The organism is Paenibacillus lentus (genome assembly GCF_042714055.1).
Taxonomy (GTDB): Bacteria; Bacillota; Bacilli; order Paenibacillales; family Paenibacillaceae; genus Fontibacillus; species Fontibacillus lentus_A.
Map to the genome: position 1 here is coordinate 53,978 of NZ_JBHGVC010000003.1, position 25,992 is coordinate 79,969.

Annotated in this window: 17 protein-coding genes; 12 read left to right on the forward strand and 5 right to left on the reverse strand. The window is 47.5% G+C overall.

Annotated elements, in window-relative coordinates; all coding sequences use genetic code 11:
- Positions 1 to 3 precede the first annotated feature (3 nt).
- From ACE3MQ_RS07045 to ACE3MQ_RS07055, 3 genes are read left to right on the forward strand one after another with little or no spacing between them, the layout of a single operon-like run.
- A complete protein-coding gene (locus tag ACE3MQ_RS07045; RefSeq protein WP_379391913.1) occupies positions 4 to 1,836 on the forward strand; it encodes a cache domain-containing sensor histidine kinase in 1,833 nt (610 codons plus the stop codon).
- A 23-nt stretch (positions 1,837 to 1,859) separates the two neighbouring features.
- Positions 1,860 to 3,494, forward strand: a complete 1,635-nt coding sequence (locus ACE3MQ_RS07050) for a response regulator (RefSeq protein ID WP_379391914.1) — start codon at positions 1,860 to 1,862, stop codon at positions 3,492 to 3,494.
- A gap of 40 nt (positions 3,495 to 3,534) precedes the next feature.
- Positions 3,535 to 5,322: a glycoside hydrolase family 2 protein gene (locus tag ACE3MQ_RS07055; protein ID WP_379391915.1), complete on the forward strand. Its 1,788-nt coding sequence runs from the start codon at positions 3,535 to 3,537 to the stop codon at positions 5,320 to 5,322.
- 287 nt (positions 5,323 to 5,609) lie between these two features.
- Here ACE3MQ_RS07055 and ACE3MQ_RS07060 read toward each other — a convergent pair whose 3' ends face one another.
- Both ACE3MQ_RS07060 and ACE3MQ_RS07065 read right to left on the reverse strand, forming a co-directional pair.
- A complete protein-coding gene (locus ACE3MQ_RS07060; RefSeq protein WP_379391916.1) occupies positions 5,610 to 7,271 on the reverse strand; it encodes an ABC transporter substrate-binding protein in 1,662 nt (553 codons plus the stop codon).
- A gap of 130 nt (positions 7,272 to 7,401) precedes the next feature.
- Entirely contained in the window at positions 7,402 to 8,325 is a 924-nt protein-coding gene (locus ACE3MQ_RS07065; protein WP_379391917.1) for an ABC transporter substrate-binding protein, read from the reverse strand.
- Between the two features lie 371 nt (positions 8,326 to 8,696).
- Here ACE3MQ_RS07065 and ACE3MQ_RS07070 point away from each other — a divergent pair, with 371 nt between their 5' ends.
- From ACE3MQ_RS07070 to ACE3MQ_RS07080, 3 genes are all read left to right on the forward strand, one after another.
- Positions 8,697 to 8,885: a helix-turn-helix domain-containing protein gene (locus ACE3MQ_RS07070; protein ID WP_110932038.1), complete on the forward strand. Its 189-nt coding sequence runs from the start codon at positions 8,697 to 8,699 to the stop codon at positions 8,883 to 8,885.
- Positions 8,886 to 8,979: 94 nt separating this feature from the next.
- Positions 8,980 to 10,686, forward strand: a complete 1,707-nt coding sequence (gene rnjA, locus ACE3MQ_RS07075; RefSeq protein ID WP_379391918.1) for a ribonuclease J1 — start codon at positions 8,980 to 8,982, stop codon at positions 10,684 to 10,686.
- A gap of 294 nt (positions 10,687 to 10,980) precedes the next feature.
- Positions 10,981 to 12,378 carry a helix-turn-helix domain-containing protein gene (locus ACE3MQ_RS07080; protein ID WP_379391919.1) on the forward strand — a complete coding sequence of 466 codons (1,398 nt, stop codon included), beginning with the start codon at positions 10,981 to 10,983 and terminating at the stop codon, positions 12,376 to 12,378.
- Between the two features lie 148 nt (positions 12,379 to 12,526).
- On the opposite strand, the gene ACE3MQ_RS07085 is transcribed toward ACE3MQ_RS07080, so the two are convergent.
- Complete coding sequence (locus tag ACE3MQ_RS07085; protein ID WP_379391920.1) at positions 12,527 to 13,384, reverse strand: AraC family transcriptional regulator; 858 nt, start codon at positions 13,382 to 13,384, stop codon at positions 12,527 to 12,529.
- 268 nt (positions 13,385 to 13,652) lie between these two features.
- On the opposite strand from ACE3MQ_RS07085, the gene ACE3MQ_RS07090 reads away from it, so the two are divergent.
- The 3 genes from ACE3MQ_RS07090 to ACE3MQ_RS07100 all read left to right on the forward strand — a co-directional run bounded on the left by ACE3MQ_RS07090 (position 13,653) and on the right by ACE3MQ_RS07100 (position 18,407).
- Positions 13,653 to 15,923, forward strand: a complete 2,271-nt coding sequence (locus ACE3MQ_RS07090; protein WP_379391921.1) for a glycoside hydrolase family 127 protein — start codon at positions 13,653 to 13,655, stop codon at positions 15,921 to 15,923.
- 693 nt (positions 15,924 to 16,616) lie between these two features.
- Positions 16,617 to 18,113 (forward strand): alpha-N-arabinofuranosidase, encoded by a 1,497-nt coding sequence (locus ACE3MQ_RS07095; protein ID WP_379391922.1) that lies wholly within the window; start codon positions 16,617 to 16,619, stop codon positions 18,111 to 18,113.
- Positions 18,114 to 18,119: 6 nt separating this feature from the next.
- Complete coding sequence (locus ACE3MQ_RS07100; protein ID WP_110932051.1) at positions 18,120 to 18,407, forward strand: hypothetical protein; 288 nt, start codon at positions 18,120 to 18,122, stop codon at positions 18,405 to 18,407.
- Between the two features lie 206 nt (positions 18,408 to 18,613).
- Here the strand turns inward: ACE3MQ_RS07100 and ACE3MQ_RS07105 are convergent, their stop codons facing one another.
- Positions 18,614 to 19,516 (reverse strand): ArsR/SmtB family transcription factor, encoded by a 903-nt coding sequence (locus ACE3MQ_RS07105; protein WP_379391923.1) that lies wholly within the window; start codon positions 19,514 to 19,516, stop codon positions 18,614 to 18,616.
- A 276-nt stretch (positions 19,517 to 19,792) separates the two neighbouring features.
- Here ACE3MQ_RS07105 and ACE3MQ_RS07110 point away from each other — a divergent pair, with 276 nt between their 5' ends.
- Positions 19,793 to 22,036: an AraC family transcriptional regulator gene (locus tag ACE3MQ_RS07110; RefSeq protein WP_379391924.1), complete on the forward strand. Its 2,244-nt coding sequence runs from the start codon at positions 19,793 to 19,795 to the stop codon at positions 22,034 to 22,036.
- A 113-nt stretch (positions 22,037 to 22,149) separates the two neighbouring features.
- On the opposite strand, the gene ACE3MQ_RS07115 is transcribed toward ACE3MQ_RS07110, so the two are convergent.
- Complete coding sequence (locus ACE3MQ_RS07115; protein WP_379391925.1) at positions 22,150 to 23,034, reverse strand: carbohydrate ABC transporter permease; 885 nt, start codon at positions 23,032 to 23,034, stop codon at positions 22,150 to 22,152.
- A gap of 386 nt (positions 23,035 to 23,420) precedes the next feature.
- On the opposite strand from ACE3MQ_RS07115, the gene ACE3MQ_RS07120 reads away from it, so the two are divergent.
- Positions 23,421 to 24,347 carry an ABC transporter permease gene (locus ACE3MQ_RS07120; RefSeq protein ID WP_379392455.1) on the forward strand — a complete coding sequence of 309 codons (927 nt, stop codon included), beginning with the start codon at positions 23,421 to 23,423 and terminating at the stop codon, positions 24,345 to 24,347.
- A gap of 109 nt (positions 24,348 to 24,456) precedes the next feature.
- Positions 24,457 to 25,974: an extracellular solute-binding protein gene (locus tag ACE3MQ_RS07125; RefSeq protein ID WP_379391926.1), complete on the forward strand. Its 1,518-nt coding sequence runs from the start codon at positions 24,457 to 24,459 to the stop codon at positions 25,972 to 25,974.
- The last annotated feature ends 18 nt before the right edge of the window (positions 25,975 to 25,992 follow it).

The following is a 25,992-nucleotide window of genomic DNA, read 5'->3' on the forward strand; positions in this document are numbered from 1 at the left end:
CTAATGACGAGACTGCGAAGAGGAATACAATGGCTCAGAAATCTAAAGCTGGCGCAAAAATTAATCCTCATTAATTCCGTGCTGATCGTTATTCCGCTTGGAGCGCTTGGCATATATGCGTTTTCCAGCTTTCGGGGGACGTTGGAAGCCAACGTCGGGGAGTCCCAGCTGCAGACGATGAAGCAGATTACGTTAAATATCGACACCTATATGGAGGAACTGAATCGGTTATCCCTTATGCCTTACCAATACCAGGACATTCTCGATTATTTAGCATCCGAAAGAAGACCCGGTGCCTCCTTAAGCCTGGAAGAGATCAGTTTGCTTAACAATTTCGTTTCTAAGGTATTCCTGAATGGACGAATCGATATTATGGGCGTTTCACTATACGGTTCCAAAGGCGCTTCCTATGTCGTCATGCCGGAAAGCCAGTATGTGACGACTTATAAGCTGGATGAGGATGCGAAATGGATAAAGGAGACACAAGGACAGTTCGGGGAGCCGATCTTTCTGACGACCTATGAGCTTAAGTCGACAAGCGGCTCGGTTTATGAAGTGTTCTCCATTGTGAGAGAGCTGCGCAGCTTCGACAGCGGGAAGACGCTTGGCTATATCGTACTGGACGTAGATCCGGCAGTGGTGGGGAAAATTTTGGCGCAGGTTCAGCTTGGACGAAGGGAATCTCTCTATATTACAAATGCCAAAGGGGATTTGGTCATCCGCAAAGGCTCAACGGCCGCGGGGGCAGATGGCATCGATACTCGTTTCCAGGGGGAAGGCGTCACCCACTTGGAGTTGGACGGTGAGCGAATGCTTGTCTCTTATGTTACATCTGAACTTACGCAATGGACTACCGTCGGGGCTGTGCCCGTCTCCGAATTAATGCAGGACAGCCTGCAGGTTCGCAACTCCATAACGATTATGGGAATCATTTGTGTCGGGCTGGCGATGCTGTTCTCGGTATTTACGGCATATCGGATTACGCTGCCGATCCGCAAGCTAAGCCGGCTGATGAAGAAGGTGGAGAAGGGGCAGCTTGAGGTTACTTTTCCCGTGAACCAATGGGATGAGGTCGGTCAGCTAGGCAGCGCTTTTAATAAAATGGTATCCCGGTTAAGCGAGCTGGGCTATTTGCTTTATGAAACTGAGATTCGGGAGAAGGACGCGCAGATCGCTGCGCTGCAAAGCAAAATTAACCCTCATTTTCTCTATAACACGCTTGGATCGATCAGTATGTATGCGGAGCTAGAGGGCAGCCGGGAAATAACAACAATGACGAACAATTTAAGCCGGATCCTGAGGTATTCATTGAACGCTCACCAGTCCGGAGTGGTGCTCAAGGACGAGATCGAGCATATACGCAGCTATATGGCGATTCAGAAGATGCGCTACGATGAGCGGCTGCATTTCACGCTGGACATCGAGGAGGAAGCCATGAACTGCGCCGTCATTCCGCTTATGATTCAGCCGATTGTGGAAAATTCCTTTAAGCATGGACTGGATAAAGGGGTAGGCGAGGGACGGATCTCCCTGACCGGGGAAATTCAAGACGGGCTTCTGCGGCTGACTGTGGAGGATGACGGGATTGGTTTGACCACCGCACAGCTGGAGCATATTCGGCGCCAGCTTGCTTACTCTCGCGATCTAGGCGGCGAGTCAGGCAATGGACTCTTAAATGTGCACCGTCGTCTCGTGCTTTGTTACGGCGAGAGATATGGTTTAACCATCGATAGTATGCCTTATCGAGGAGTTCGCGTCACCTTGACGGTTCCGGCAAAGCATAGTCATTCAAGTGATGAGGGCAGAACTTCGGCCGTCTTCCATTCCACATCATGAGATAGCCAAGGGGGGAGGATCTTATGCCAAAAATTCTGATCGTTGATGATGAGAAGATATTCCGCAAGGGGCTCCGGGCCATGATTGCATCCTTGGATCCGGAATGGGAGGTCGTCGGCGATGCTTCTGACGGCTACGAGGCATTGGATCGGGCGGAGGTGCTGCATCCCGATGTCATATTAACCGACATCCGCATGCCGCGGATGGACGGCATCGCTTTGCAGCGGGTAGTGAAGGAGCGGTTTCCGCAGATGCTGTGCGTCGTCATTAGCGGATATGAAGATTTTACTTACGCCCTCCAATCGATGAGATACGGGGCTAGGGATTATTTGATGAAGCCGGTGGAGCGCAGCGAACTCCAGCGGATTCTGGAGAAGCTGAAGGAGGAAACGGCGGAACGAGGCAATCCTTCTATCGTCAAATTTGATCAAGAAGAGAATGAGCTCATTCGCCGCCATGTCAGCGAGTCCGTTATCGCCGGATTAATGCGGGGAATGGTGCAGCAGCATCACGTGGAGCTGCTGCGCAAAATCGGCGTCGATTTCGACCAGCCTTATTACTGCTGTTTTTTAATTAAGCTCGATAAAGGCTCTATAGGCTCAGACCGCTATTTAAAAGCCGATCCGTCGCTATTTCAGCTGTATATCCGGCAATTCGTGCAGGAAATGGTCAATAAGCGAATGAAGGGCTATAGTCTTGTCCTTTCCGATTCCGAGGTTGCTGCCATCGTTAATTTGAGCAGTGATGACAGTGATGGCCTAATTGAGTTGGCCGAGTCGATCCGCAGACAAATCACCTCCTTATCGAATCTTACCGTAACCATCGGTGTCGGCCGGGTAGCCGAAGGCGTCGACTCGATCTCGGATTCTTACCGGGATGCCGAGATAAGTCTGCTCTACCGGCTTATCGTCGGCGGGGACAAAGTGCTTCATTATGATACGATCCGGCGGGATCATGATTTATATCTTGAGGTCGATACCGAGTCATGGGGAGCGATGGAGCGAGCTGTCTTGGAAGGCCGGGCGGACGAAGCCGCCAGCCGCGTCGAGACAGAGGTCGGCAGATTATGCCGCCAAGCGACGAGTCCGGAGCTGATTTACCAGAAGATATGCAAGCTGCTCATTCATTTCTACGAGTCGGCTGAGAAGCTGAATTTAACGAAGGAATGGCTGGGTGAGCGGGATATCCGCAGCCTGATATTCGATGTCTGTTCGATTACTTCAAGTGAAGAGCTGATGATCGAGTGCCGTACGCTGCTGACGAATCTTGCTCATTGCATCGCGAACTCCAGGCTGGAACTCGAGCATGACCCGGTGGAGCAAGCCTTGCATTATCTCGATTCCAATTATCATAAGCCGCTTACCTTGAACGAGGTTGCGGGTCAAGTGCATTTAAATCCGGCTTATTTCAGCTCACTGTTCAAGCAGCGAACAGGCAGCACCTTTGTGGAACGGCTGACGGCGATTCGCGTTGAAGAGGCGAAGAAACGGCTCATGGACAGCGACGATAAAATCGCGTCGATTGCCGATGAAACGGGGTTTCCGAATTTACGCCATTTTTATCGGGTATTCAAACGTGAGGTCAAGCTCTCACCCAAAGATTACCGCCGTCGGTTCCGCAAGGAGCTGGCGGAGCATAGCTGCAGTGATCAAGCATAACGCGATTGAAGTAACTTTACACAAACAGGAGGTATGTTCAGTGACTAGCATCCAAAACAATCAATCTATTCCGCGTGAGGAATATCCACGGCCGCAGTTTGTTCGTACAGATTGGCTCAATTTAAACGGGGAGTGGGAATTCTCCTTCGATGATGATCGAATCGGGGAGCAGGAGAAGTGGTATGGAGCTGACTTCCAAACCCCTTATCCGCAAGCGATTAATGTTCCCTTCGTATTTCAAAGCAAGCTGAGCGGTATCGGGGATCCGGATTTCCATGATGTGGTATGGTACCGTAGAAGCTTTGATCTGCCGGAAGCATGGAGCGGAAAACGGATTGTGCTGCATTTCGGTGCGGTCGATTACTTGACGAAGGTGTGGGTTAATGGTCAGCTGGCTGTAGTTCACGAAGGAGGGCACACGCCGTTTCAGGCCGACATCACGGATTTGCTTGTTTCGGGAAGCCAGACGGTAACGGTGCGAGTGGAGGATTTCAGCCGGGATATTACGCTGCCGCGAGGCAAGCAATATTGGCTGGAGAATTCGGCGAGCATTTTCTATACGCGGACAACTGGCATATGGCAGACGGTTTGGCTTGAGCCGGTGGATAAAGTGCATCTGAAGCGAGTTGCGCTAACACCGGATATTGATCGGAATGAAATTCAGGTGCATACATTTATGGAAGGCTTGCAGGGCGAGACTGAGCTGGAACTTGAGGTGACGGTCTCTTTTCAAGGGGAACGGATCGCTGCCGATCGGTATAAAGTGCTTTGTGCTGAAGAGCATCGCAGCATCCATCTCCATGATTTTGCGGAGCATGGACTTGGGCGTCTGTGGTCGCCGGAGCATCCGAATTTATACGACATTTACTTTAGACTGGTCGATGGTGATCGCGTTCTCGATGAGGCGACAAGCTACTTCGGCATGCGCAAAGTTTCCATTGAAAATGGACGACTGTGCCTGAACAACCGTCCCTATTATCAGCGGCTTGTGCTTGACCAGGGCTATTTTGAAGAAGGCATACTTACGGCTCCTAGTGATGAAGACCTGAAGCGGGATGTTGAGCTCGCCAAGGAAATGGGCTTCAACGGGGTACGCAAGCATCAGAAGATGGAGGATCCGAGGTTCCTGTATTGGTGCGATCAAATCGGCATGCTCGTATGGGGCGAGGCTGCAAATGCTTATGCTTACTCCGAGAACTATGTACGGCAGTTTACGAGTGAATGGCAGGAAATCATTAAGCGAGACTACAATCATCCTTGTATCGTGACGTGGGTACCGTTGAACGAGAGCTGGGGAATCCCGAACGTGCAAATCGACGCCAAGCAGCAGCAGCATGGACTTGCTATGTATCATTTAACGAAATCGCTGGATCAGACGCGGCCTGTTGTTTATAATGACGGCTGGGAACACATGACGACGGATTTGGTGACGATTCATGATTACGAGAGCCGCCGCGAAGTGCTGGAAGCGAGGTACGAAAGCGTGGAATCTACGGTGAACGCTATGCCGGCGAACCGCAACATCTTCGTTGGCGGTGCTGGTTACGCGGGCCAGCCTATTCTGGTGACAGAGTTCGGCGGAATTGCCTTTAAGGCCAGTGAATGGGAAGGCTGGGGCTACTCGGGTGCGGACAGTGAGGAAGACTATTTGAAGCGGCTTAAGGACGTCGTTGAGCCAATGTACTCATCTCCGGTCGTGCAAGGCTTTTGCTATACGCAGCTTACGGATGTGGAGCAGGAAATCAACGGGCTTCTGACGTATAATAGACAACCTAAAGCTCCATTAGAGCAAATTCGGCAAATTATTATGGGGAGCGGACGGAACTGATTCCTTGTGCAAATCAATTAAATAATAAGGTTTGAAAACAAAACTGGCGCAGGATTGAACTGCGTCAGCTTTGTTGTTGTTTGTCCAGCATGGGCGTCACCTTTAGGGTGGAAGTCTTGAACGGGGGCAGTCGAGCGTCTACCGTTAGCCAAAGGCAAGGGTGTCGGTCGCGAGGCCGAATCTGAAGGAAGCCGGAGACGAATGCACGGGCCAAGGAAGCATATCGGAATCGGAATTTCAGACGTACTGCTGTCTTGTTGGCATTTTTTCGAGGATTTATTCTGAAATTAACGATATGTTTTGTTCAGTAAGTGGGGCAGCGATTCAATCAGGAGCTCTTGTGTAATGGCATCCCCACAATTCCATTTGGCCGCTTCCAGCAGGTGTACACGCCCGTTCCGTACAGCAGGAAGACTATGCCAGAGACGGCTGCCCATCAATTCTTCCATGGCTATTCTCGATTCCTCACGTTCAGGCTGCATCATAAATATGCGATCCCCGGCGTACGCAGGCAGGTCAGCTTCTTTAATTTCAACATGTCCTTGTCCTTCATGCAGAAGCTTCTGTACTTCCGCAACCGGCAGAAAGCCGTTCGGGTGGTACAGTCCTGGAGACAGTCCAGCTGATCCCATTACGAACAGTCGGCGGCCATGTTCATATACTAGAACCGAAGCGGTTTCCTCCGAGCAGATGGAGGAACGAACTTTATTCCATGTTCTCATGGATTTGGAATTGTATTCTTTCAACCATCTTTCTGCCTCAACTTTGCGATCCAGCATGTCACCGAGTGTTTGAAGCCTTTGTTCAAGCGGTGCAAATGAATTGAATGTAACGGTAGGTGCAATCTTAGAGATCTGATTGTATTGCCGCTCGTCGGAACTGGCTAAAATGATCAAATCTGGCCGGAGTTCTGCGAGTATTTCAGCATTGACAGGATGCCCAATGTCTTCGACACGCTGCAGCTGTTCCTGGAATGCGCCAAAATAGGAAGGAAGCGTTCCTCCTACAGGAGCAATTCCGAGAACAAGCAAATCTCCAAGCGTCTCCCCATAATAAACAATGCGTTCTGGCCTGGGGGGAATATCCACGTAATGACCTGTCCAATCTTTTACCCTCTTGTTTTTTCGCATATAACGGGCAAACTGTTTCGGTGCGATGCCTGTCGTTTGACGAAATCGGCGATTAAAGTAGTACTCATCGATAAATCCGACCTGACGGGCGATCTCACGAAGAGGTTCATCGGTATGAATCAGCAAATGTTTGGAGCGGTTGATGCGCAATTCGGTCAAATATTCGAGCGGACGCTTGCCGGTCAATTCCTTGAATATCGGAGTGTACTGCCAATATGGTACGCAAGCCGATTCTGCCAGTTGCTTCACCGTGATGTGATCCATGTAATGATTTTCCATGTATTGAATCGTTCGTTCAACCGCCTGGGTGGAATGGGAAGGAAGTTCTGAATGATAATTATGCTCGATAAGCAAATTCACAAACTCATGGAAACGCAGTTGTTGCTTGCATGTCTCCAGTTCGCCTGGATCATGGCTTCCCGCAAACAGTTCCTCTGCCATGCGGATTAGACGGGCGCTCGGGTAGATCGTCAACTCGATTCGATTGGGTATAAAATTCCTGGTGTAGGTCTCATGCAGATGATTCCCAACCCGAATAACAGAGAAGCCGATCCGGTAGAAACAAATCCCGCTGTCATATCCGTTCGCGATTTGATAATGTTGGCCTGGTGACAGCAAGTAACATTTCGCTGCTGCAAAAAAGAGTTCGTTATCTTTCACATGCATGCGGCCGGAACCATTCAGGATGACGAGCAGGGTATGCCCGTTTGATGCATGTGTATCGGATTTCCAACCAACAGGCTGGGTAATACGTTCTATATTTGACATATAAAAGAGCAGAGAGTGAAGTGGGGGAGCCAGCTTTGATTGATCATTCATATGTAATAAACTCCAAATTCCAAATAAATAATGATAATGATTATCATTGATAATTGTATAAAAAACAAAGAAGCTTTTCAATAACAGATGAAAAGCTTCCTCGTCACATTCAGTAGAAAAGAAGTGGTCACTATTTCGTGAGTAAATTCGGTATTTGTTCCGCCAGCCATTCTCTCGTAAGCGCGTCGCTGCCGGATTTCAATATATCGATGGTGTACACATGCCCTTTCTGTACTGCAGGTAAATTACTCCATAACTTATTCTTCATCAAATCGTCTGTGGATCTTCTGGCTTCCTCATCGACAGGGGTTAGAATGAAGATTCGCTCTCCGGCATACTCCGGAAGAAGCTCCGTCGATATTTCTTTGAAACCGGAGTTTTCATCAAGCAGTTCTTGAATCTTGCCTGTAGGTGCAAATCCGCCTTGTTGATAGAGCACTTGTGATAGTCCGGTGCGCGCCATGACGAATAAACGGTCTCCCGGGTAGAAGGTGAGCACAGTCGCTGTTTCTCCAGGTTGGACGCCTGCCTTTTTCAGCTTCTCCCACATTTCGTCCGTCTTCTCTTGATACTGTGCCAGCCACTGCTCGGCCTCTTTTTTCTTCCCGACAATGTCACCGATGATCAGCATTCGCTTATCCAGCTGTTCGAACGTATCGAACATGAGGGTAGGGGCGATTTTGGATAACTGTTCATACTCCTTTTCGTCTGTGCTTCCTGTTATGATGATATCCGGGTTAAGTTCAAGCACCTTCTCTAGGTTGATAGGAAGGCCAAGATCCTCTACATTTTTGACTTTATCTTCAAATATAAAGCCCTTAATCCAGCTAAATCCAGCCCCAACAACATTTACATCAATTGCTAGCAGATCGCTGTATGTTTCACCCCAAAAAATAATGCGCTTCGGAGATACCGGAATGTTCACCTCATGACCCTTGTAGTCCGTAAATGGACGTGTAGAGCTGACATCTTCTGTTTTTTGATTGCTGCAGGCAAACAGCAGGATACTCATCAATGCGGTTGAAAATAGAATAAGGAACATTTTTCTCACCATTTTATGGAATCCTCCTGAAAGATTTAGTATCATAGATAATGATTATCATTATCATAAATGTATAGTCTCTCCTGCTTTCATACAATAGACAAATAAAAACCGTTCATTTGATTTTGCACAAAGGACTCATCATCATGACGATCATTTCGATGCAGCTTACAGCGGAATTCTACTTTCAGGACAGGCTCGCCATGCTGGGAACCCCAATAGGTTCAAAATATTATTTTGACAAAGTACTTGCATGTTTTCATAGGTGAGAGGACGGGGGTTAGCCGCCCTGCTCCAACTCGATTGGAAAAATAATTAGTTATTATGAGTGTAATTGAGTATAATTGAATACAAACCAATGTTCTATAGAGGAGATTATTCCTATGGATTCGGAAATCGAGATCATGACGATAGCCCAGGTTGCGAATTATTTGCAGCTTAGTGAGGTAACAACCTATAAAATGGTGAACGAGGGAGTCATTCCGGCTTTTAAAATCGGCAGGCATTGGAGGGTCAAGAGGAGCGATCTGTTTGATCTGATTGAACGGTTGAAGCATGGTGAAAAACTATAGAGAGCAACGAAATTATAGAGAGCCATACAATACTATCATAAAGCCCGGCCCCGCGAGGTGACCGGTATTTTGCAAGAGAGGAATTAAGCACATAATGAATGAAGAAGCTAGTAAAACTGCGAAGACGCAGCGACGTCCTAAATCGTCTCCCCCGCCGGTTCGAATTTTTGCGCTTGGCGGTCTTGGAGAGATCGGTAAAAATATGTACGCCGTAGAGTACAAAAATGAAATTATAGTCATTGATGCGGGCTTGAAATTCCCGGACTCGCGCCTATCTGGAATCGATTATATCATTCCCGATATGAGTTACCTGATTACCAATAAGCATAAAATCAAAGGTCTGTTTATTACTCATGGTCATGAAGATCATATTGGGGCAATCCCGTTTCTGCTGCGCCAGCTGCAAATACCGATTTACGGCGGCCCGCTGACGATTGGGCTGGTTCGGGCCAAGCTGGAGGAATACCGTTTGCTCGGACAAGCCGAGCTACATGTGTTCCATGAAAATGATCGGTATGCATTTCAGCATCTTGCCGTCCATTTCTTCAGAACGACGCACAGTATTCCCGACGCTTTTGGGGTTGTCGTAGATACGCCATACGGCCCGGTTGTGCATACCGGAGACTTCAAATTTGATTTTACGCCGGAAGATAAGCCGGCCGATTTGTCCAAAATGGCCAGCGTCGGGGGCGAAGGAGTCCTAGCGTTATTGGCTGACAGCACGAACAGCGAACGGGAAGGCTTTACCCCTTCGGAGCGTAAGGTGGGGAACGCGATTCTTGAATCGTTCCAGCAATGCGAGGGACGGATATTGTTCGCGACCTTTGCTTCCAACGTGCACCGCTTGCAGCAGGTAGTGGAAGCCGCAATGCAGTGTGATCGCAAAATCGCCGTTATCGGCCGGAGCATGGAAAAAGTATTCACGATCGGTCAGGAGCTCGGTTATATCCGCGTACCCGATGGCATGCTCATCGATGTGAAGCATATTGACCGTTATGAGGATAACCGTGTTCTGATCGTCTGTACGGGCAGTCAAGGTGAGCCTAACGCGGCGTTAAGCCGGATCGCTTCCGGGGCGCATCGTTCTGTGCAAATTTACCCGGGGGATTCGGTCATATTCTCCTCTTCCCCGATTCCGGGCAACGAGCAGAACATTAATCGGAGCATCGATATGCTGATGCGGGCAGGCGCTAATGTCATCTATGGCTCCATCATTGATATCCATACCTCAGGTCACGGCAACCGGGAGGACTTGAAGCTCATGCTCAGCATAATCCGACCGAAGTATTTCATTCCGATCCATGGAGAGTATCGTATGCTGCTCGCCCACCGTAAATTGGCTCTGCAGACGGGGCTGCCGGAAGAGCGCATTTTTGTGATGAACGTTGGAGAGACGCTTTCCGTATACCGCAATCGTGCGAAGAAGGGCCGAACCGTTCCATCAGGGGATGTGTTCATTAGTAATGGCGAAATGAGAACCTTTGAGGATGAGCTTGTAGAAGAGCGGGGAGAATTGGCCAGAGAGGGAATCGTTATCGTCGTCATGACGATTGACGCCGACACAGGGCAAATCCTCGCAGGACCTGATATTGTAACCCGAGGCTTCGTCTACATGCAAGATGCCCGCCCGCTGCTGCGGAGAGCAGAAATGACACTGAAGCGCAATCTCTCCAAGCAAGGAGAGCGCCAGGAATACAGCCGTTCGGACTGGGTTCGGTCAACGCACCGAATCATGCGCAGATTTTTCATGAAAGAAGTAGGCCGAGCACCGCATATTATGCCTTCTATTCTGGAGGTTTAACGAATAATAAGAGTCTTTCCTTGGGGAAGGCTCTTTTTGTTGCCAGGAACAAGACATATGGAGGGAAAAGTGTATTATTGCTTCAATTCCGACAATAAGCAGCAGGGAGAGAAGTATTTTAGGAAGAAACTTGAAGAAATAGATGCAGAGAATTTCAAATAAATATGAAACAATAGAAAAAATTAATTGACCACCAGTTCATATTTTCGTATAATGTGTAAAAATATAGGAGATTGAATCACATATCTTTGCAATATGTAATTTTATGTTGCTGAATAGGAAGGAGGAGCCTGAATGACGAATGAACCCACGATTCGTTCTATAATAGAACAAGAACTTGAGCGTAGAGGCTACTCTTTGAACAGTTTTTCCAGTCGCTCGGGGATTAATCGCGGGACACTCAGCGCCATTCTAAACGGGAACCCTCCTAAACCCATCGCCATTCGGCAGTTGGATTTAATAACGGAAGCATTAGAGCAGCCAGAGGGGCATTATTATCCGTTATACGTCGATGAATGTGTGGATTCGGATCAACCAAACCGAAGAAGAGTCAAGGCATTCTTACTGCGTTGCGCCGAAGTCGGACAGATCGAATGCATTAAAAAGGTATTGGATCGTATCGTAGATAATTTGAACTACATTCCGATGATTTTTGGTATTGGCGAAGAGCTTTACGAGAAAGGACTGCGCGAGGAATCCCGGCTATTCTACAATGTAGTGATCGAGAGCGAGAAGTACCAGCATTCCGAGCGGCTGGCTATCAGTCATTATCGGCTATTTCGCTTATCATTGGGAGATGATACAGAGGCAAATTTAATGGCGGCATCACGCTTTGATCTTTACCGTGATCGTTTACCTGAGGATTATCAGTTAGACGGTTTATTATATCTAGCGAATGTATATTTAACTTTGCAGAAAAATGAACAAGCTGAAATATATGCGGATGAATTAATAAAGAGCTCTGAAGCGGTTTATAAAAATTATGAAAAAGCGTTTAATAAGTCCCTTGAATTCCAATTTAGAGCAGAGAGGCCGTTTGTAGTATATTACGGGCAAGGATATCTGCTGAAGGGTATTGCATTAAAGAGACAAGGTAGATACGAGGAGACGGAGAAGTGTATCTCAGTTTACGCTGATCTTAGTTGGTTTGTAGGGCTGAATGAGTTAGGGAAACAGGAGATCGAGAAGTTTAGTCTATTTGCAAAAATGAACGAGTTTAATTTGAAGATTTCAAGAGGGGATCAATCAGTTATTTTTGAATATATAGAATTAGTAAAGAAATATCCATTTGAAGTACTGCCAAGTTTGCTAGGCTTAGTTGAAGCTTCGAATAAGTATGGCTTTTTTGTAGACGAGGTGCTTGAGAACTTTTATATAGGTACAGAACTATATGACCAGGAAGGAAACTATTATTATCCGATAGTTAGTCGAGATAGATTCTTAGGTTTATGTTACCAATTATCAGTATATTACTTTAGAAAAAAGGATTTCAGGAAAGGTTTAGAGAAAATAATATATTCACTCAAATATGCTATCTCACTTAATAATCAGGTTTTTTTTATGAAGATAGTACCATTATTTGAGCACCATAGAACTTATGCTACCGTAGAGCAGTTAAATGAATATCAAATTATAATGGAAGGGATGTTGAAGAATGAGAAAATGGATGATGGCGTTTATTCTCGTAATTAGCCTGGGCTCCAGCATATTTGTAGGGGCTATCGGCAATACCTCATCGATCACTACTTATGAACATGGACGAGGCGGTTAATTCAACGATAGAGTTTTACATAAAAGCCGGTCAGCAGGGACTCTGCTGGCCGGCTTGCTTTTCTTAACCTCACTCATAAAACAACAGCCGATTCGCATAAGCGTTACGGTACTCGGTCGGGGTGAGGCCGGTCATTTGCTTGAATGATTTCATGAAGTGATGGCTGTCATGGTAACTAAGCTGCATTGCAATTTCGTTGATCGTTTGGTTCGTATCGGTGAGCAGAAAGGACGCTGCTTCAATTTTTTGCTGTAAAATATATTGCTTCAACGATACTCCGGCTATGCTGGAGAACAGGTGAGACAAGTATTTCACGTTGTAGCCGAAATGGTCGGCGATGTGGGACACCTTAAGCGGCTCGTATCGATGCCACTGGATATAATCGACGATATCGTTATAGAGCTGAAGCTGCTTCCGCTTGCGATTCGGGCTGATTTCCTTGCGAAAAAGCTGGTTGTACAGCTCGCAGAGAATCGTCGTCGTCATGTAATTGCTGAGCGTCTGCTCGCGGTAATTGCGAACGGCATCCTGCAGCTGCTTCATCAGGACGAGGATTTTGTCCGCGCTTCGCAGCGTTCCTTTACGGGGAAGGATGATGCTTCCCGCACGATGTTCATGTTCAGACGAAAGGCAAGTCTGCACGTCGGCTTCGCCTTCGGCCGGGGTAAAATGCAGCCAATAGAAGCTGCAGTCCGAAGTCTGATATCCATACTGCTTTGTGCGGGGAGGCATCAGCAGGAAGTCGCCTTCCTCCAGCACATATCGCTCCTCTTCATCCGCAATGTATAAAGCCCCCTTTGTTTGCACGAACAGTTCATAATCCATCAGTACTCTGCTCATATGCATCCAATCTAGTGACGGAGAAGCGAACTTCCCGGTCATGGTCATATTTAGCGGTTTTTCTACGTTAAACAGATAGCTGATCAAACGAAATAGCCCCCCTCTATATCTGACCTTTTAACACTTGATACGAAGCCCTTTTTGACAGTTTAGAATCTTAATATGATGATAATTGTCCACTTTAACAATATCATTAACGATATCACTTCTAAAAGATTATTCCTACAGCAAAGATGATGACCTGACCTTTTTACACTGATTCGAACGTTTCGCTATTTACCCTGCTAATCCCTAAACGCTAATCTAAAGTTAGTCATTAAACCGAGGAAAAAGAGGGATGAAGGTGGAGACGATAGTGAGACGTAACGTACTAAAGGATTTTCAATTGCAACAGGTTGTATTGACGGGGGATTATCATGTCAACGCTTTTGCCAAAGAGCTGCAATATTTGAACAGCTATGATGTAGACCGGCTGCTTGCTGGTTTCCGTGAGAACCGGGGCTTAGAGCCGAGGGCGCAGAAATATCCTGGTTGGGAGGATACAGAGATCCGCGGGCATACGCTGGGCCATTTTCTGACGGCTTGCTCGCAAGCCTACGAGAACACGCAAGACTCAGCCCTGCTGAAAAAGCTGGAATACATAATGACCGAGCTGGCGGAATGTCAATTCGAGAGCGGGTATTTGTCGGCTTTTCCCGAGCAGCTGATCGACAACATTGAAATGAGGCAGCCGGCCTGGGTGCCTTGGTATACGATGCATAAAATTATCGCCGGATTAATTTCCGTATACCATGCGACAGGCTCTCAAACGGCTTACGATACAGTGGTGAAGCTTGGGGATTGGGTCGCCTCGCGGACAGCCCGCTGGAGCGATGAGCTTCAGGCTACCGTGCTGGCCGTGGAATACGGGGGAATGAATGACTGTCTCTACGATCTATACAAAATTTCCGGGGATGCGAAGCACCTGGAAGCGGCTCATAAATTTGATGAGCTTCGATTATTCGAAGCGATCCAGCAGGGCCGGGACATTCTGAGAGGCAAGCATGCCAACACGACGATCCCTAAGTTCCTGGGGGCGTTAAATCGCTATTTGGTGCTGGGAGAGAGCGAACGCCTCTATCTCGAAGCGGCGCAGAGCTTCTGGGACATGGTTGTGTACCATCACAGCTACATGACTGGAGGGAACAGCGAGTCCGAGCATTTCGGCGAGCCGGATATTCTAAACAGCAAGCGTTCCGACATTACTTGCGAGACCTGCAACAGCTACAACATGCTGAAGCTGACGCGCGAGCTGTTCAAGCTTACCGGCGACGTGAAATATAGTGATTTCTATGAGCGAAATTACGTCAACGCCATTTTATCCTCGCAAAATCCGGAAACGGGGATGACAATGTATTTTCAACCGATGGCGACCGGATATTTTAAAATATACAGCTCACCCTTTGAGCATTTCTGGTGCTGCACAGGTACGGGCATGGAGAGCTTTACAAAGCTCAATGACAGCATTTATTTTCACGCGGGGAGCACGCTTTACATCAATCAATACATTAGCTCTAAATTGAATTGGTCGGAGCAGGGAGTAAAGCTTACGCAGCGTTCAGAAATTCCCGAATCGGAAGGGGTTGCGTTGACACTGGAAATTGAGGATGGCCGCAAGAAACAGCTGGATCTGCATTTACGCATTCCTTATTGGGTGTCAGGCCAGATTGAAGTACAGGTGAACGGTGAAGCAGTTCAGTGGAACGCTGAGCAGCGACATATCGTGATCGATCGAGAATGGAGCCATGGTGACGTAATAACGCTGACGCTGCCAATGAAAATCATCATTTCCCGGCTGCCGGACAACGACAATGTCGTGGGCTTCCAATACGGGCCTGTCGTGCTTAGCGCTGGGCTCGGTACCGAGGATATGACGCAGGCGGCAACCGGAATTATGGTGAGCGTGCCGACGCGGAAGATGCTGGTTAAGGACTTCATTATTCCCAAGAAAATGACGCCGGAGGAATGGTTAAGCAACATTCAGAACCATCTAGTAAAACGGGGCGATGAGCTCGTATTCGAGCTGCGGCACACGGATGAAGACGAGCGGCTGGTGTTTACGCCGCATTACAGACAGCATCGCGAGCGGTATGGCATCTACTGGAACATCGTGGCTGCGGATTCCGATGAACTGAAGCAGCACTTGGAGCGGGGGCGGCAGGAGCAGCTTATTAAAGAGGCGACCACCGATAGCGTGCAGGTCGGAAATGACCAGTATGAGCTGGAGCACGGGATTAAGGGAGAAGAGACCTTTGGCGGTGCCTGGGATGGCCTGAATGGCCGGGTGGCTCATGTCGGAGGCTGGTTCAGCTATAAGCTGGCCGTGAATCCGGAAGCAGACAATCTGCTTCAGGTAACGTACTTTTCAATTAATCATGACCGGGTAATGAATATTTACGCCAACGGCGAGCTCCTGGCCAGCGAGAGAACGCCGCTTGAGCGGAAACGCGAATTTTTCACGAAGCAGTATCCTATTCCAGCTGAGCTTCTTCAAGGAAAGCGGGAGATGGAGTTCAAGTTCGTCCCGGAAGGCGACCTGAACGGAATTTACGGCGTGCTTCGGACAATGAAACCGATCGAGGAATAATAGCTTTAATAAAAAGGCGATTTTAGAGAGCTGGGGGCAGCTCGTTCTAAAGTCGCCTTTTTATATGATGAGAATGACATTAAGTCGGTGAGATGGGGGGGAATTACTAGAAAGGCTATATAGTATAAGCGTTTAGCGCTTTGCTGCCTAAACCAACTGTATTTGCTGTATTTAATTCAGGGAGTCTGGTGCAGGATGTACAATTAACTGGATTTCTGGAGGTTATCACCAAAATATTTGGCTAGGAAGGCGATAAGGCGAGGTTTAAATGCATGAAATCCAGGTATTTCTCAAATCGGTCACATTGACCAATAAATAGTTGTATGAAATCCAGCTAGGTATAGGTCGATACAGCGCAGCGAGTGGGCACCTAACAGTAATCCGCTCAACTCAGTTATCATATGTCTCTACAGTAAAGAAGGGGCAGCGCATTAGCTGCACATTTATTTGAAAGTAACGACGGGTATCTTGTAATCGTTAAATTTATCGCGTAAATGATGTGCTTGAGGCCTGCGGCAGATGGCGGATGAATTACCTTGGATCATTAGATGATTATAGCAAGAGGGAGCAACTTACCCACCGATTTTAGCATTTTACGACCGGTTGACGAACGATCGGGAATATGGCTATAATGTTTATGTAAGTATTAATTAATTAACATAAATATTAATGGTTAGAAAGGCGGCTGTTCCCATGGCAAACCGTGCAGTACTTAACACTGATTTACGCAGAGGCACCATTAACCGCAATATTTACGGTCATTTCTCCGAACATTTGGGACGATGCATTTATGAAGGGATTTGGGTTGGCGAGGATTCCCCGATTCCGAATACGAACGGAATTAGAAACGATGTCGTGCAAGCGCTTAAGCAAATTAAAATTCCAGTGCTTCGCTGGCCTGGCGGTTGTTTCGCCGATGAATATCACTGGAAAGATGGCATCGGGCCTAAAGAAAACCGCAAAAGAATGGTTAATACACATTGGGGCGGCGTAGTAGAGAACAATCATTTCGGGACTCATGAATTTATGATGCTGTGCGATCTGCTCGAATGCGAACCGTATATTAACGGAAACGTAGGGAGTGGTACCGTCCAAGAAATGTCGGAATGGGTAGAATACCTGACCTTTGGCGGCGTATCGCCAATGTCTGAGCTGCGTCAGGCTAACGGACGCAAGGAACCGTGGAAGGTGACTTACTTCGGAGTCGGCAATGAGAACTGGGGCTGCGGCGGAAATATGCGCCCGGAATATTACGCGGATTTATATCGCCGCTATCAGACGTACGTCCGTAACTATGACGACAACAAAATTCACCGGATTGCCTGCGGGCCAAACGTAGACGATTATAACTGGATGGAAGTTCTGATGCGGGAAGCATCCCGGTTCATGGACTCTATTACATTGCACTACTATACGGTTCCAGGCGCTACCTGGGAGGATAAAGGGCCTGCTACAGGCTTTGAGACGAGCGAATGGTTCACGACGCTGGAGAAGGCGCTGCGTATGGATGAGCTTATTACGAAGCATTGCGTAATTATGGATAAATACGATCCGGAGAAGCGCGTTGGCCTCATTGTCGACGAATGGGGAACGTGGTACAACGTTGAACCGGGCACTAATCCAGGCTTCTTGTATCAGCAAAACACGATTCGCGATGCACTGGTAGCCGGTCTAACCTTCAACATCTTCCATAAACATAACGAGCGCGTACAGATGGCGAATATTGCCCAGACGGTGAACGTGCTGCAGTCGGTCATTTTGACCGAAGGAGAGAAGATGGTGCTTACGCCTACATATCATGTGTTTGATATGTTCAAGGTACACCAGGATGCAGAGCGGATTGATCTGGAACTGGACGGCGGTAGCTATTGTTTTGATGGTCGGGAGATTCCAGCGGTTACCGCATCGGCGTCGATAAATGCCGACGGAGTAATTCATATCAGCCTGTGCAATACAAATCATGCCGAGAAGTCGATTGTTTCGGTCGATATTCGCGGCTCCAAAGGCCAGTCCTTCGAGATTGCAGGAACCGTGCTTAGCGGGGAAAGAATAGATGCGCACAACACGTTCGATGCCCCGGATACTGTAGCCCCTCAACCGTTCCGTGGCTTTACATTGGAGGGTGATCAGCTGACGGCCGAATTGCCGCCGATGTCTGTTACTGTCCTAGCGCTAACTCCAAAGGCATAGGCGGATATGGCATCGTCATCCTGCAAAGGCTGCCGGGAAGAATATAAAGTCACAGAGGAGCAGATCAAGCGTATCCTAGCCTCTTCGGCATTTGCTCCGGAGAAATGCGTGCCGGATGAAGTTTATGCACAGCGCTTAGAACTTTGCAGCACCTGTCCCAAGCTTCAAGACGGAGTAACTTGCCTCGTCTGTGGCTGCATCATTCCAGTAGTGGCCAAGCTGAAAGAGAGAGAGTGCGCCTTGCCGGGTCAAAGACGGTGGGGAGCTTACCGCGAAGGAGCGGCGTTAAGCTAATATACCAACTGAGTCATTTGCCTGCAAAATCATGCAAAATCCCCGATCTTTATGATCGGGGATTTTTTCTATGAAAGCTGACTACTGAAACGCAACGTTATCTACGATGCTGCCACCGTCACAAGATTCGCACCGTCTCCATTCTGCATATCTGGCACTGGCATGAGCGGTATACCGAATTTTGAGCGATGATCATAAACTTGTCTTTAACGATAGTAGAGCTCAAAGATCAGATGCTCATTGTAATTGCCGAAGCCTTTGCCGAAGAGGGTCAAACCGCCAACATGTTCGGCGTCAGCCTCGACGGACAGTTTGAACGTCCATTGCTTATGAAGGATGTGGACATCTTTCAATGTAACGTCGGATAATTTCAATCCATCCATATATGTTCCTTCATGCGTAATGCGCAGCTTCTTGAGCAGTCCGTATTGATTGGTCTGATGATGCCACCAGCCAGGTGTATACTTGCCTCTCCTATCCCCGTAATCGCCAGGACTCGTCCAATAGCCTAGATGGACTCCGTTCAGACTGAACGTAATATCCGAGGGCCAATTATTATTCGTGCTTGGCGCTTCAGAAGCAATTTCCATCGTAATGACAAGCTCTTCGGGCTGCTGGCTCGATAATAAGAAATTAGGGATCTTATATTCGATAAACCCTTTGCCGAACCACAGAATACCGGCATTAGTCCGTTCCTGATCCCAGAAATGTCTAGGATCGTCAAAGCTGCCGATGATATGATCGACCGTAGCAAGACCGCATGTCGGTTCAATCACAAAGTCGGAGTAATGACCCACCGGAATTTCGGTGCGATGGTATTTATACTCATTTTCCTCCTTGCGGGGAATGACAATTTCGATGCTTTCGACGGCAAGGGAGCATATTTTTTGCAATCCATTTCGACCAGGAGCCATTTCACTGGAAATGAGGCCCGCGGCCTCTAGTTTGCGAACATGCATCGTCATAATGGCGCTGCTGAGCTGCAGCGCTTCAGCTAGTTCTTTAATATTCATAGGCTGCTCAGTGAGCAGGGTCAATATTTTTAGTCGTACAGCGCTGGATAACGCTTCATATACGGGAAGTGATTGTTCTGTAAGATTTAACTTCATTAGAGTTATGCCTCCATCATTTACTTTATTTATATTTATGTTATATGATTAATGGTTCTGTTATTTAAACCTCTATTTCTATTGTAGTTGATACCGCTTGAATAAGAAAGTCTGTATTTGACCAGAACACCAGCGAAGGGCTTTAGTGAGGTTGCGGGCTGTTTTTTGAATCGTTAGAAATCCCTATGTCCCGAACAGATTGTAAGCGCTATAATAGTATCTATCTGACCATACAGCAGGTGAAATGATCAATATATGGACTTAAGGAGTGGAGCAATGAGAAGGAGTAAGACTTTTTACAACGTTTTCATTCCTATTCTCGTCTTGAGTATCGGATTGGTTATCGGCTTTGGAAGCTATATTTATTCGTCTACGATTCGTTCGGTAGCCGATCGCGTGGGGGAGAGTCATCAAAGCTTAATTACGCAAATCAGGAACACATTGGAGCAGAAAATTCAAACGATTGAATATGCTTTCAATACATACAGCACGACCAAATCCTTTCACGAAGTCATTAACAATCCGTTGACGGAGCGGGACTTTGAAACATATCGGGAATTGAATACCCAGCTGAATTATATTGCTACGATGGGATTGGATGGTGTTCAGTATTCTTTGATCAGCCTGAATCAGAACTGGAGGATTTCAAACGGCTCGCTGTCCCTGTTATCGGAAGAGGAACGAGATGAGCTGTACGAACAATATATCGATAAAGCCAGCAAAGGACTGTATTGGGTGAAAACGGATGACGGCATCCGCTTCGTTCATACGCTGCCGGTGTCTTCCCAAGATAAACAAGCGATCGCTCTTTCGGATATTTCCCTGCAAACGCTAAATCACACGCTGCAGACGAAGCCGGAAACGTCCGTCTATATCCTGAATAAAGAGGGCGAACTGCTCTATTCTGCCCAAACGAAGACAGATATGCTGTCCGAACAGGATCTCCGTCTGATTAGCGAGCAAGTCGCAAACGAGCCGCTGACGGGTAAAATGACCGTCGAAATAGCGACAGGGGATTCCGTTATTGCTCTATATGCCAAGTCCGATTACAACAATTGGACTTATGTGACGCTTCTTGATCAGAAGGAAGTGAGCGAAGCCTTAGCGACCACGCGGTTCGGTCTGATCATTATGGCCATTGTGATTATGCTTCTGATGGTCATCCTGGCCTACCTGCTGTCTGTTTATTTGACCCGTCCGTATCGGAAAATTCAGAGCAGTCTCGCCGCAAGTCCCGAGCCGATGCTGAGGGATGAGGTGGACTGGATCATCAGATCGATCGATTCCATCGTATCGGAGAAGGAAAGCCTGGAGCATCTGATCGAGCTGGAGAAGCCTAAGCTGGAGACGCAATTCGTGCTTAATCTGCTTCAAAACCGGGTCACCCGGGAGGAAACGGAGAAGAGTCTGGAACGATTCGGTTATCCAATAACGGTCAACACTCTCTTCGTTACGATGCTAATCCAGTTGGATAGTTATGGCGATGGACAGCTCTCAGACAAGGATGTGCTTCTGCTTGCCGTTAATAAAATGGTACAGGAAATCGTCCCGGAGCCTGGGAGAATGCTGCCTGTTGTGCTTAATGAACGAACGCAGGCAACGGTGCTTCTCTTTGAGAAAGGGGACGCCACAGACATGCGAAAGCAGATTCTACAGTATGCCAAGCTGCTTATTAAGTCGGCCAGAGAGTATCTAAAGTCCTCGATAAGCATAGGCGTCAGCCTCCCTTATGATGATGCGCTGAATAGCAGAGAGGCCTGCGAGATGAGTTTGGAAGCCCTTTATCAGCGGCTGAACCTGGGCAAGGAATCGATCATATTTTACGAGGACGTTTCAACAGGCATATCGGGGCCGATCCGCTTGCATTATCCCACAGAACTGGAGGCGCAACTGTTTGACGCCATTCGTCTGGGTGATGAGCAGGAGGTCTCGCGCTCCTTGTATCCCCTGCTCGCAGATATGATGAAGCATAGCTTGAACCCGATGAATCTTGAAGTGACACTGATTCGCTTCGTAAACAATCTGATTCAGCTTGAGCAGCTGATCGGCGTTGAAATCCTGCTTACGCCAAGCAATGCCAATCTGTATCATCGGTTGCTGGATACCCGGAATCCTGAAGAGATAGAACGAATCCTGGTGCATGAAGTCATCTATCCGATGGTTAAAAGCATGAAAGAAAAGACAAATCAGCAATTTCGTTCGATCGCAGATAAAATCGCTGCCATTATTCGTACGGAATATGATCAGGATTTGTCCCTGGAGTCGATCAGCGAGCGCCTTCATTATAGTCCCAATTATTTGAGCAGCATTTTTCGGAAAGAGTACGGCACCACATTCAGCGAATATCTGATGAATTACCGGCTGGAAATCGCCAAGAAGTGGCTGGTGGATACCGATATGACCATCAAGGACATCGCGGAACGCCTTCGTTATCAAAATTCTCAAAACTTCATCCGCTCTTTCCGAAAGAAAGAGCATGTTACGCCTGGTGCGTATCGCAAGATGAAGTTGGAGCGCTAAAAAAAAGTTCTGGCTTCGCATACCGATGCGTTGAGCCAGAACTTTTTTTGCAGATGATAGAACTAACAAGTTTTAAGCGGAGCTGAAGGATTCTGTAAACTTTCTTACTAGGATTAGCCTTTAACCGCTCCGAGCAAAGCTCCTTTCGTAAAATGCTTCTGCACAAACGGATAAGCGATCAGCATTGGAACGGTAGCGACGACAATGACTGCCATTTTGATCGTCTGGGCCGGAGGCACGATGTCTACAGCCGAATTATCGCCTTCCATGCCGCTGGATACGATGACGATTTGGCGAAGAAGCACCTGCAGCGGCCATTTCTCAGAGTCGTTAAGATAAAGGATCGCATTCATGTACGTGTTCCAATAATTCACGCCGTAGAATAAGGAGAGCGTGGCGATCGAGGGAAGGGCAAGCGGCAGCATGATTTTCCACAGGATGCGGAAGTCATTGGCACCGTCAATCTTTGCCGATTCCTCAAGGCTCTCCGGAAGAGCCTGAAAGAAATTCCTCATTATGATGAGGTTGAAGGCATTAATCGCCGTCGGGATAATCAGCGACCAGTATGAATCGATCAACCCCACCGATTTCACGACAAGGAAGGTTGGAATCATTCCGCCGCTAAACAGCATCGAGAACACGATGATAAAGTTAATGATATTTCTTCCGGTCAAATATTTGCGGGACAAGCCGTACGCCATCAACGCTGTAAGCACCATGCTGACGGCGGTGCCCATAAGCGTCGTGCCAATGGATACGCCCAGTCCTTTGAAAATAGTCGGCGTTGAGAAGATAAAGCGGTAAGCATCAAGCGAAAAGGTCGTCGGAAACAGGACGAACTTCTTCGAAACAATTTCCTGTGTTGAAGCAAAGGAACTGGCGACGACGTTCACGAAGGGCAGGAGGCACGCAAGCGCGAACAGGAGTAGAAGCGTATAGTTTACAAAGTTGAATATTCGGTTTCCTAGCGATTGTTTCTTGAGTGCAGATTTTGACATGGCAGGTATGATCCTCCTCGAATAATTAGTCTCATATCCACCTTATCAAGCGGTAAATATTCCGTATATAATCATGTTCTATGGCTTTAATGGGGAGGAAATAATATGAAATTTGGGATGCGCAGAAGGAAATAATCTCAATCTCAAATCGTAATCATTAGCTACAATCGGTGTTGTATCTCTATCTTGAATAGTAATCATCAGCTACATTTTCTCCTGTGTTTATGGGGGGTTACGGGGTCGATGATTGCTAATGATTATATACGGAATATCGATAAGCGGATATGCTTGGCTTCGAACACACGTTAACTGATCAAGGAGGTCGACAGCCAGTGAAGGAAGCAGATTCCTCAGCTATTCCGCTACAAGGCAAACCGCAAAGGAGAATGGGGCAAAAGAAAGTTGACATGCTTCATCATTTAAAAAGTTTAAGCAAAAATAAACTGTTATATTTAATGATTTTCCCGGGATTTGTTTACTTTGTTATTTTTAAATATTTTCCGATGGGTGGCCTGATTATTTCTTTTCAGGATTATCAGCCGTATCAGGGCATCCAGGGCAGTCCGTGGGTCGGATTCAAGCATTTTATCCGTTTGTTTACTGAACCCACCTTTGGGATGCTGCTGAGCAACACATTGATCCTGTTTGCGCTGGAAGTGATCATTTTCTTTCCGCTGCCTATCATTCTGGCCCTTATGCTGAATGAAGTCAGGCATAAAATGTTCAAAAATTCGATCCAGACGATGGTTTACATTCCGCACTTCATGTCTTGGGTCATTATTGTTTCGATCACGTACGTTTTCCTCAATGTGGATGGAGGCGTTATTAATGAAATCATAGCCGCCTTCGGAGGAAAAAAAATCAGCTTCCTGACATCCACGGAATGGCTTCGCCCCATGTACATTCTGCAAATTATATGGAAAGAGGCGGGCTGGTCCACGATCATCTATCTGGCAGCGATTACCGTTGTCGATACGCAGCTATACGAAGCAGCCGAAATGGACGGTGCCAGCCGATTGCGAAAAACCTGGCATGTCACGCTGCCTGCGATTCGCCCGGTGATCATTACGCTGCTGATCCTTAAAATCGGCAATACGCTTGAGCTAGGGTTCGAGCATATGTACTTGCTCCTGAATTCGCTGAACCGGGAGGTTGGAGAGATCTTTGATACTTATATTTTTACAGCCGGTTTGAAAAACGGACAGCTCAGCTTTAGCACTACCGTTGGCCTCTTTAAAGGCTTAGTCGGATTAATATTGGTCATTATAGCGAACAGGCTGGCCAAGAAATTCGGCGAAGACGGCGTCTATTAAAGGAGTAACGAATAACTGCTGCTTTGCTCGCTTATGAATTCTTGCTTCCGTTTATAGCGGAAGAGGAAGATAAATATCCATCCAAATACATGAAAAAGGGGAAGAGCACATGAAACGAAATTTAGCAAAATTGGCAGCGCTTACGCTTTGTGGCAGCCTGCTGCTCAGTGCATGCGGGGGAACGAAATCAGGCTCACATCAAACCGGCAGTTCCGGCGCTGACGACGGCAGAGCATCGATCAGTTGGTTGAACATTTTGCAGACCGCTTCGCCGCCTACAGATACCGTGCTGAATAAAATCGAGGAGGCGACGAATGCCGATATCAAGTTCTCCTGGATTCCGGATGCGTCGAAGGAAGAACGCTTGAATACTTCTCTGGCTTCAGGCTCCTTGGCCGATATCGTAACCCTTACCATGCTGGACAACTCTTCGGTTCGCAACGCTTTGAAAGCCGGCGTATTCTGGGATGTCGGATCTTATTTGGACGAATTTCCGAATCTGGCTGCCATCTCACAGGATATGCGAAACTCCGCTTCGATCGAAGGCAAGCTGTATGGTGTACCGCTTCAGAAGCAGATAGCGAGGAATGGGGTCGTCATCCGGAAGGATTGGCTGGACAAACTGGGGCTGCCGGTACCGAAAACAACGGATGAGTTAATGGAGGTTGCCAAGGCGTTTACGGAGCAGGATCCGGACGGAAACGGCGTAAAGGACACGACAGGCTTTATGGATCGCAGCGATCTCGTCTTTGGCGCATTCAAGACACTTAGCTCCTACTTCGGCACGCCAAGCGTCTGGAGCGTCAGTGAGGACGGGAAAGTCACGCCGGAATTCGAGTCGGAAGGTTATATCAAGACGATGGATTACATGAAGGAGCTTTATGACAACGGATACATCAATCAGGATTTTGCCGTGACGGCCAAGACCGACCAGCAGCAAAATTTCGCCCAAGGTAAAGCTGGGATTTACGTAGGCGCCCTTTTCGATAGTAAAAATCTTTTGAATTTGGCCGCTGGAATTCAGGATGATATGGAACTCATTATGGTTAACGGCATTACGTCTACTGGCAAAGAAAGCGATAGAGCCATTTGGTCGACGTCCAATGGCGTCGGAGGCCTGCTGGCTTTCCCGAAATCCGAAGTGAAGGATGAAGAAGAGCTAAAAAGAGTGCTGAAATTCGTTAACGACTTGATGTCGGAGGAAGTATACGCATTGATGACGTACGGCATTGAAGATGTCCATTATACGGTCGATGAGAATAAAGCCGTCACCATAAAGGATACAAGCCTTTGGCAGCAGGAAGTACAGCCGTTTGCGGGATCCCGTCCGAAGGAGAGTGGGTTTGAAATTCATGACTCGGATCCATTAAGAACAGAAGCCAATCGATTGATCGAGGAGAACGAGACCTTTGCGGTGCTTAATCCGATGTATTCTTTGGAATCGCCAATGAATTCAAGTCAAGGCTCCGAGCTGCAAAAGACGATTACCGATGCGACCTACAAATATATTCTCGGCAAAACCGATTTGGATGGATTTAAGAAAGCTGTTGAGAGCTGGAGAAAAGCGGGAGGCGATACGATCATCGCCGAATATGAAGCCGCATATGACGCAGTTTACGGCAAGTAAGCAGGGTATCACAGCGAA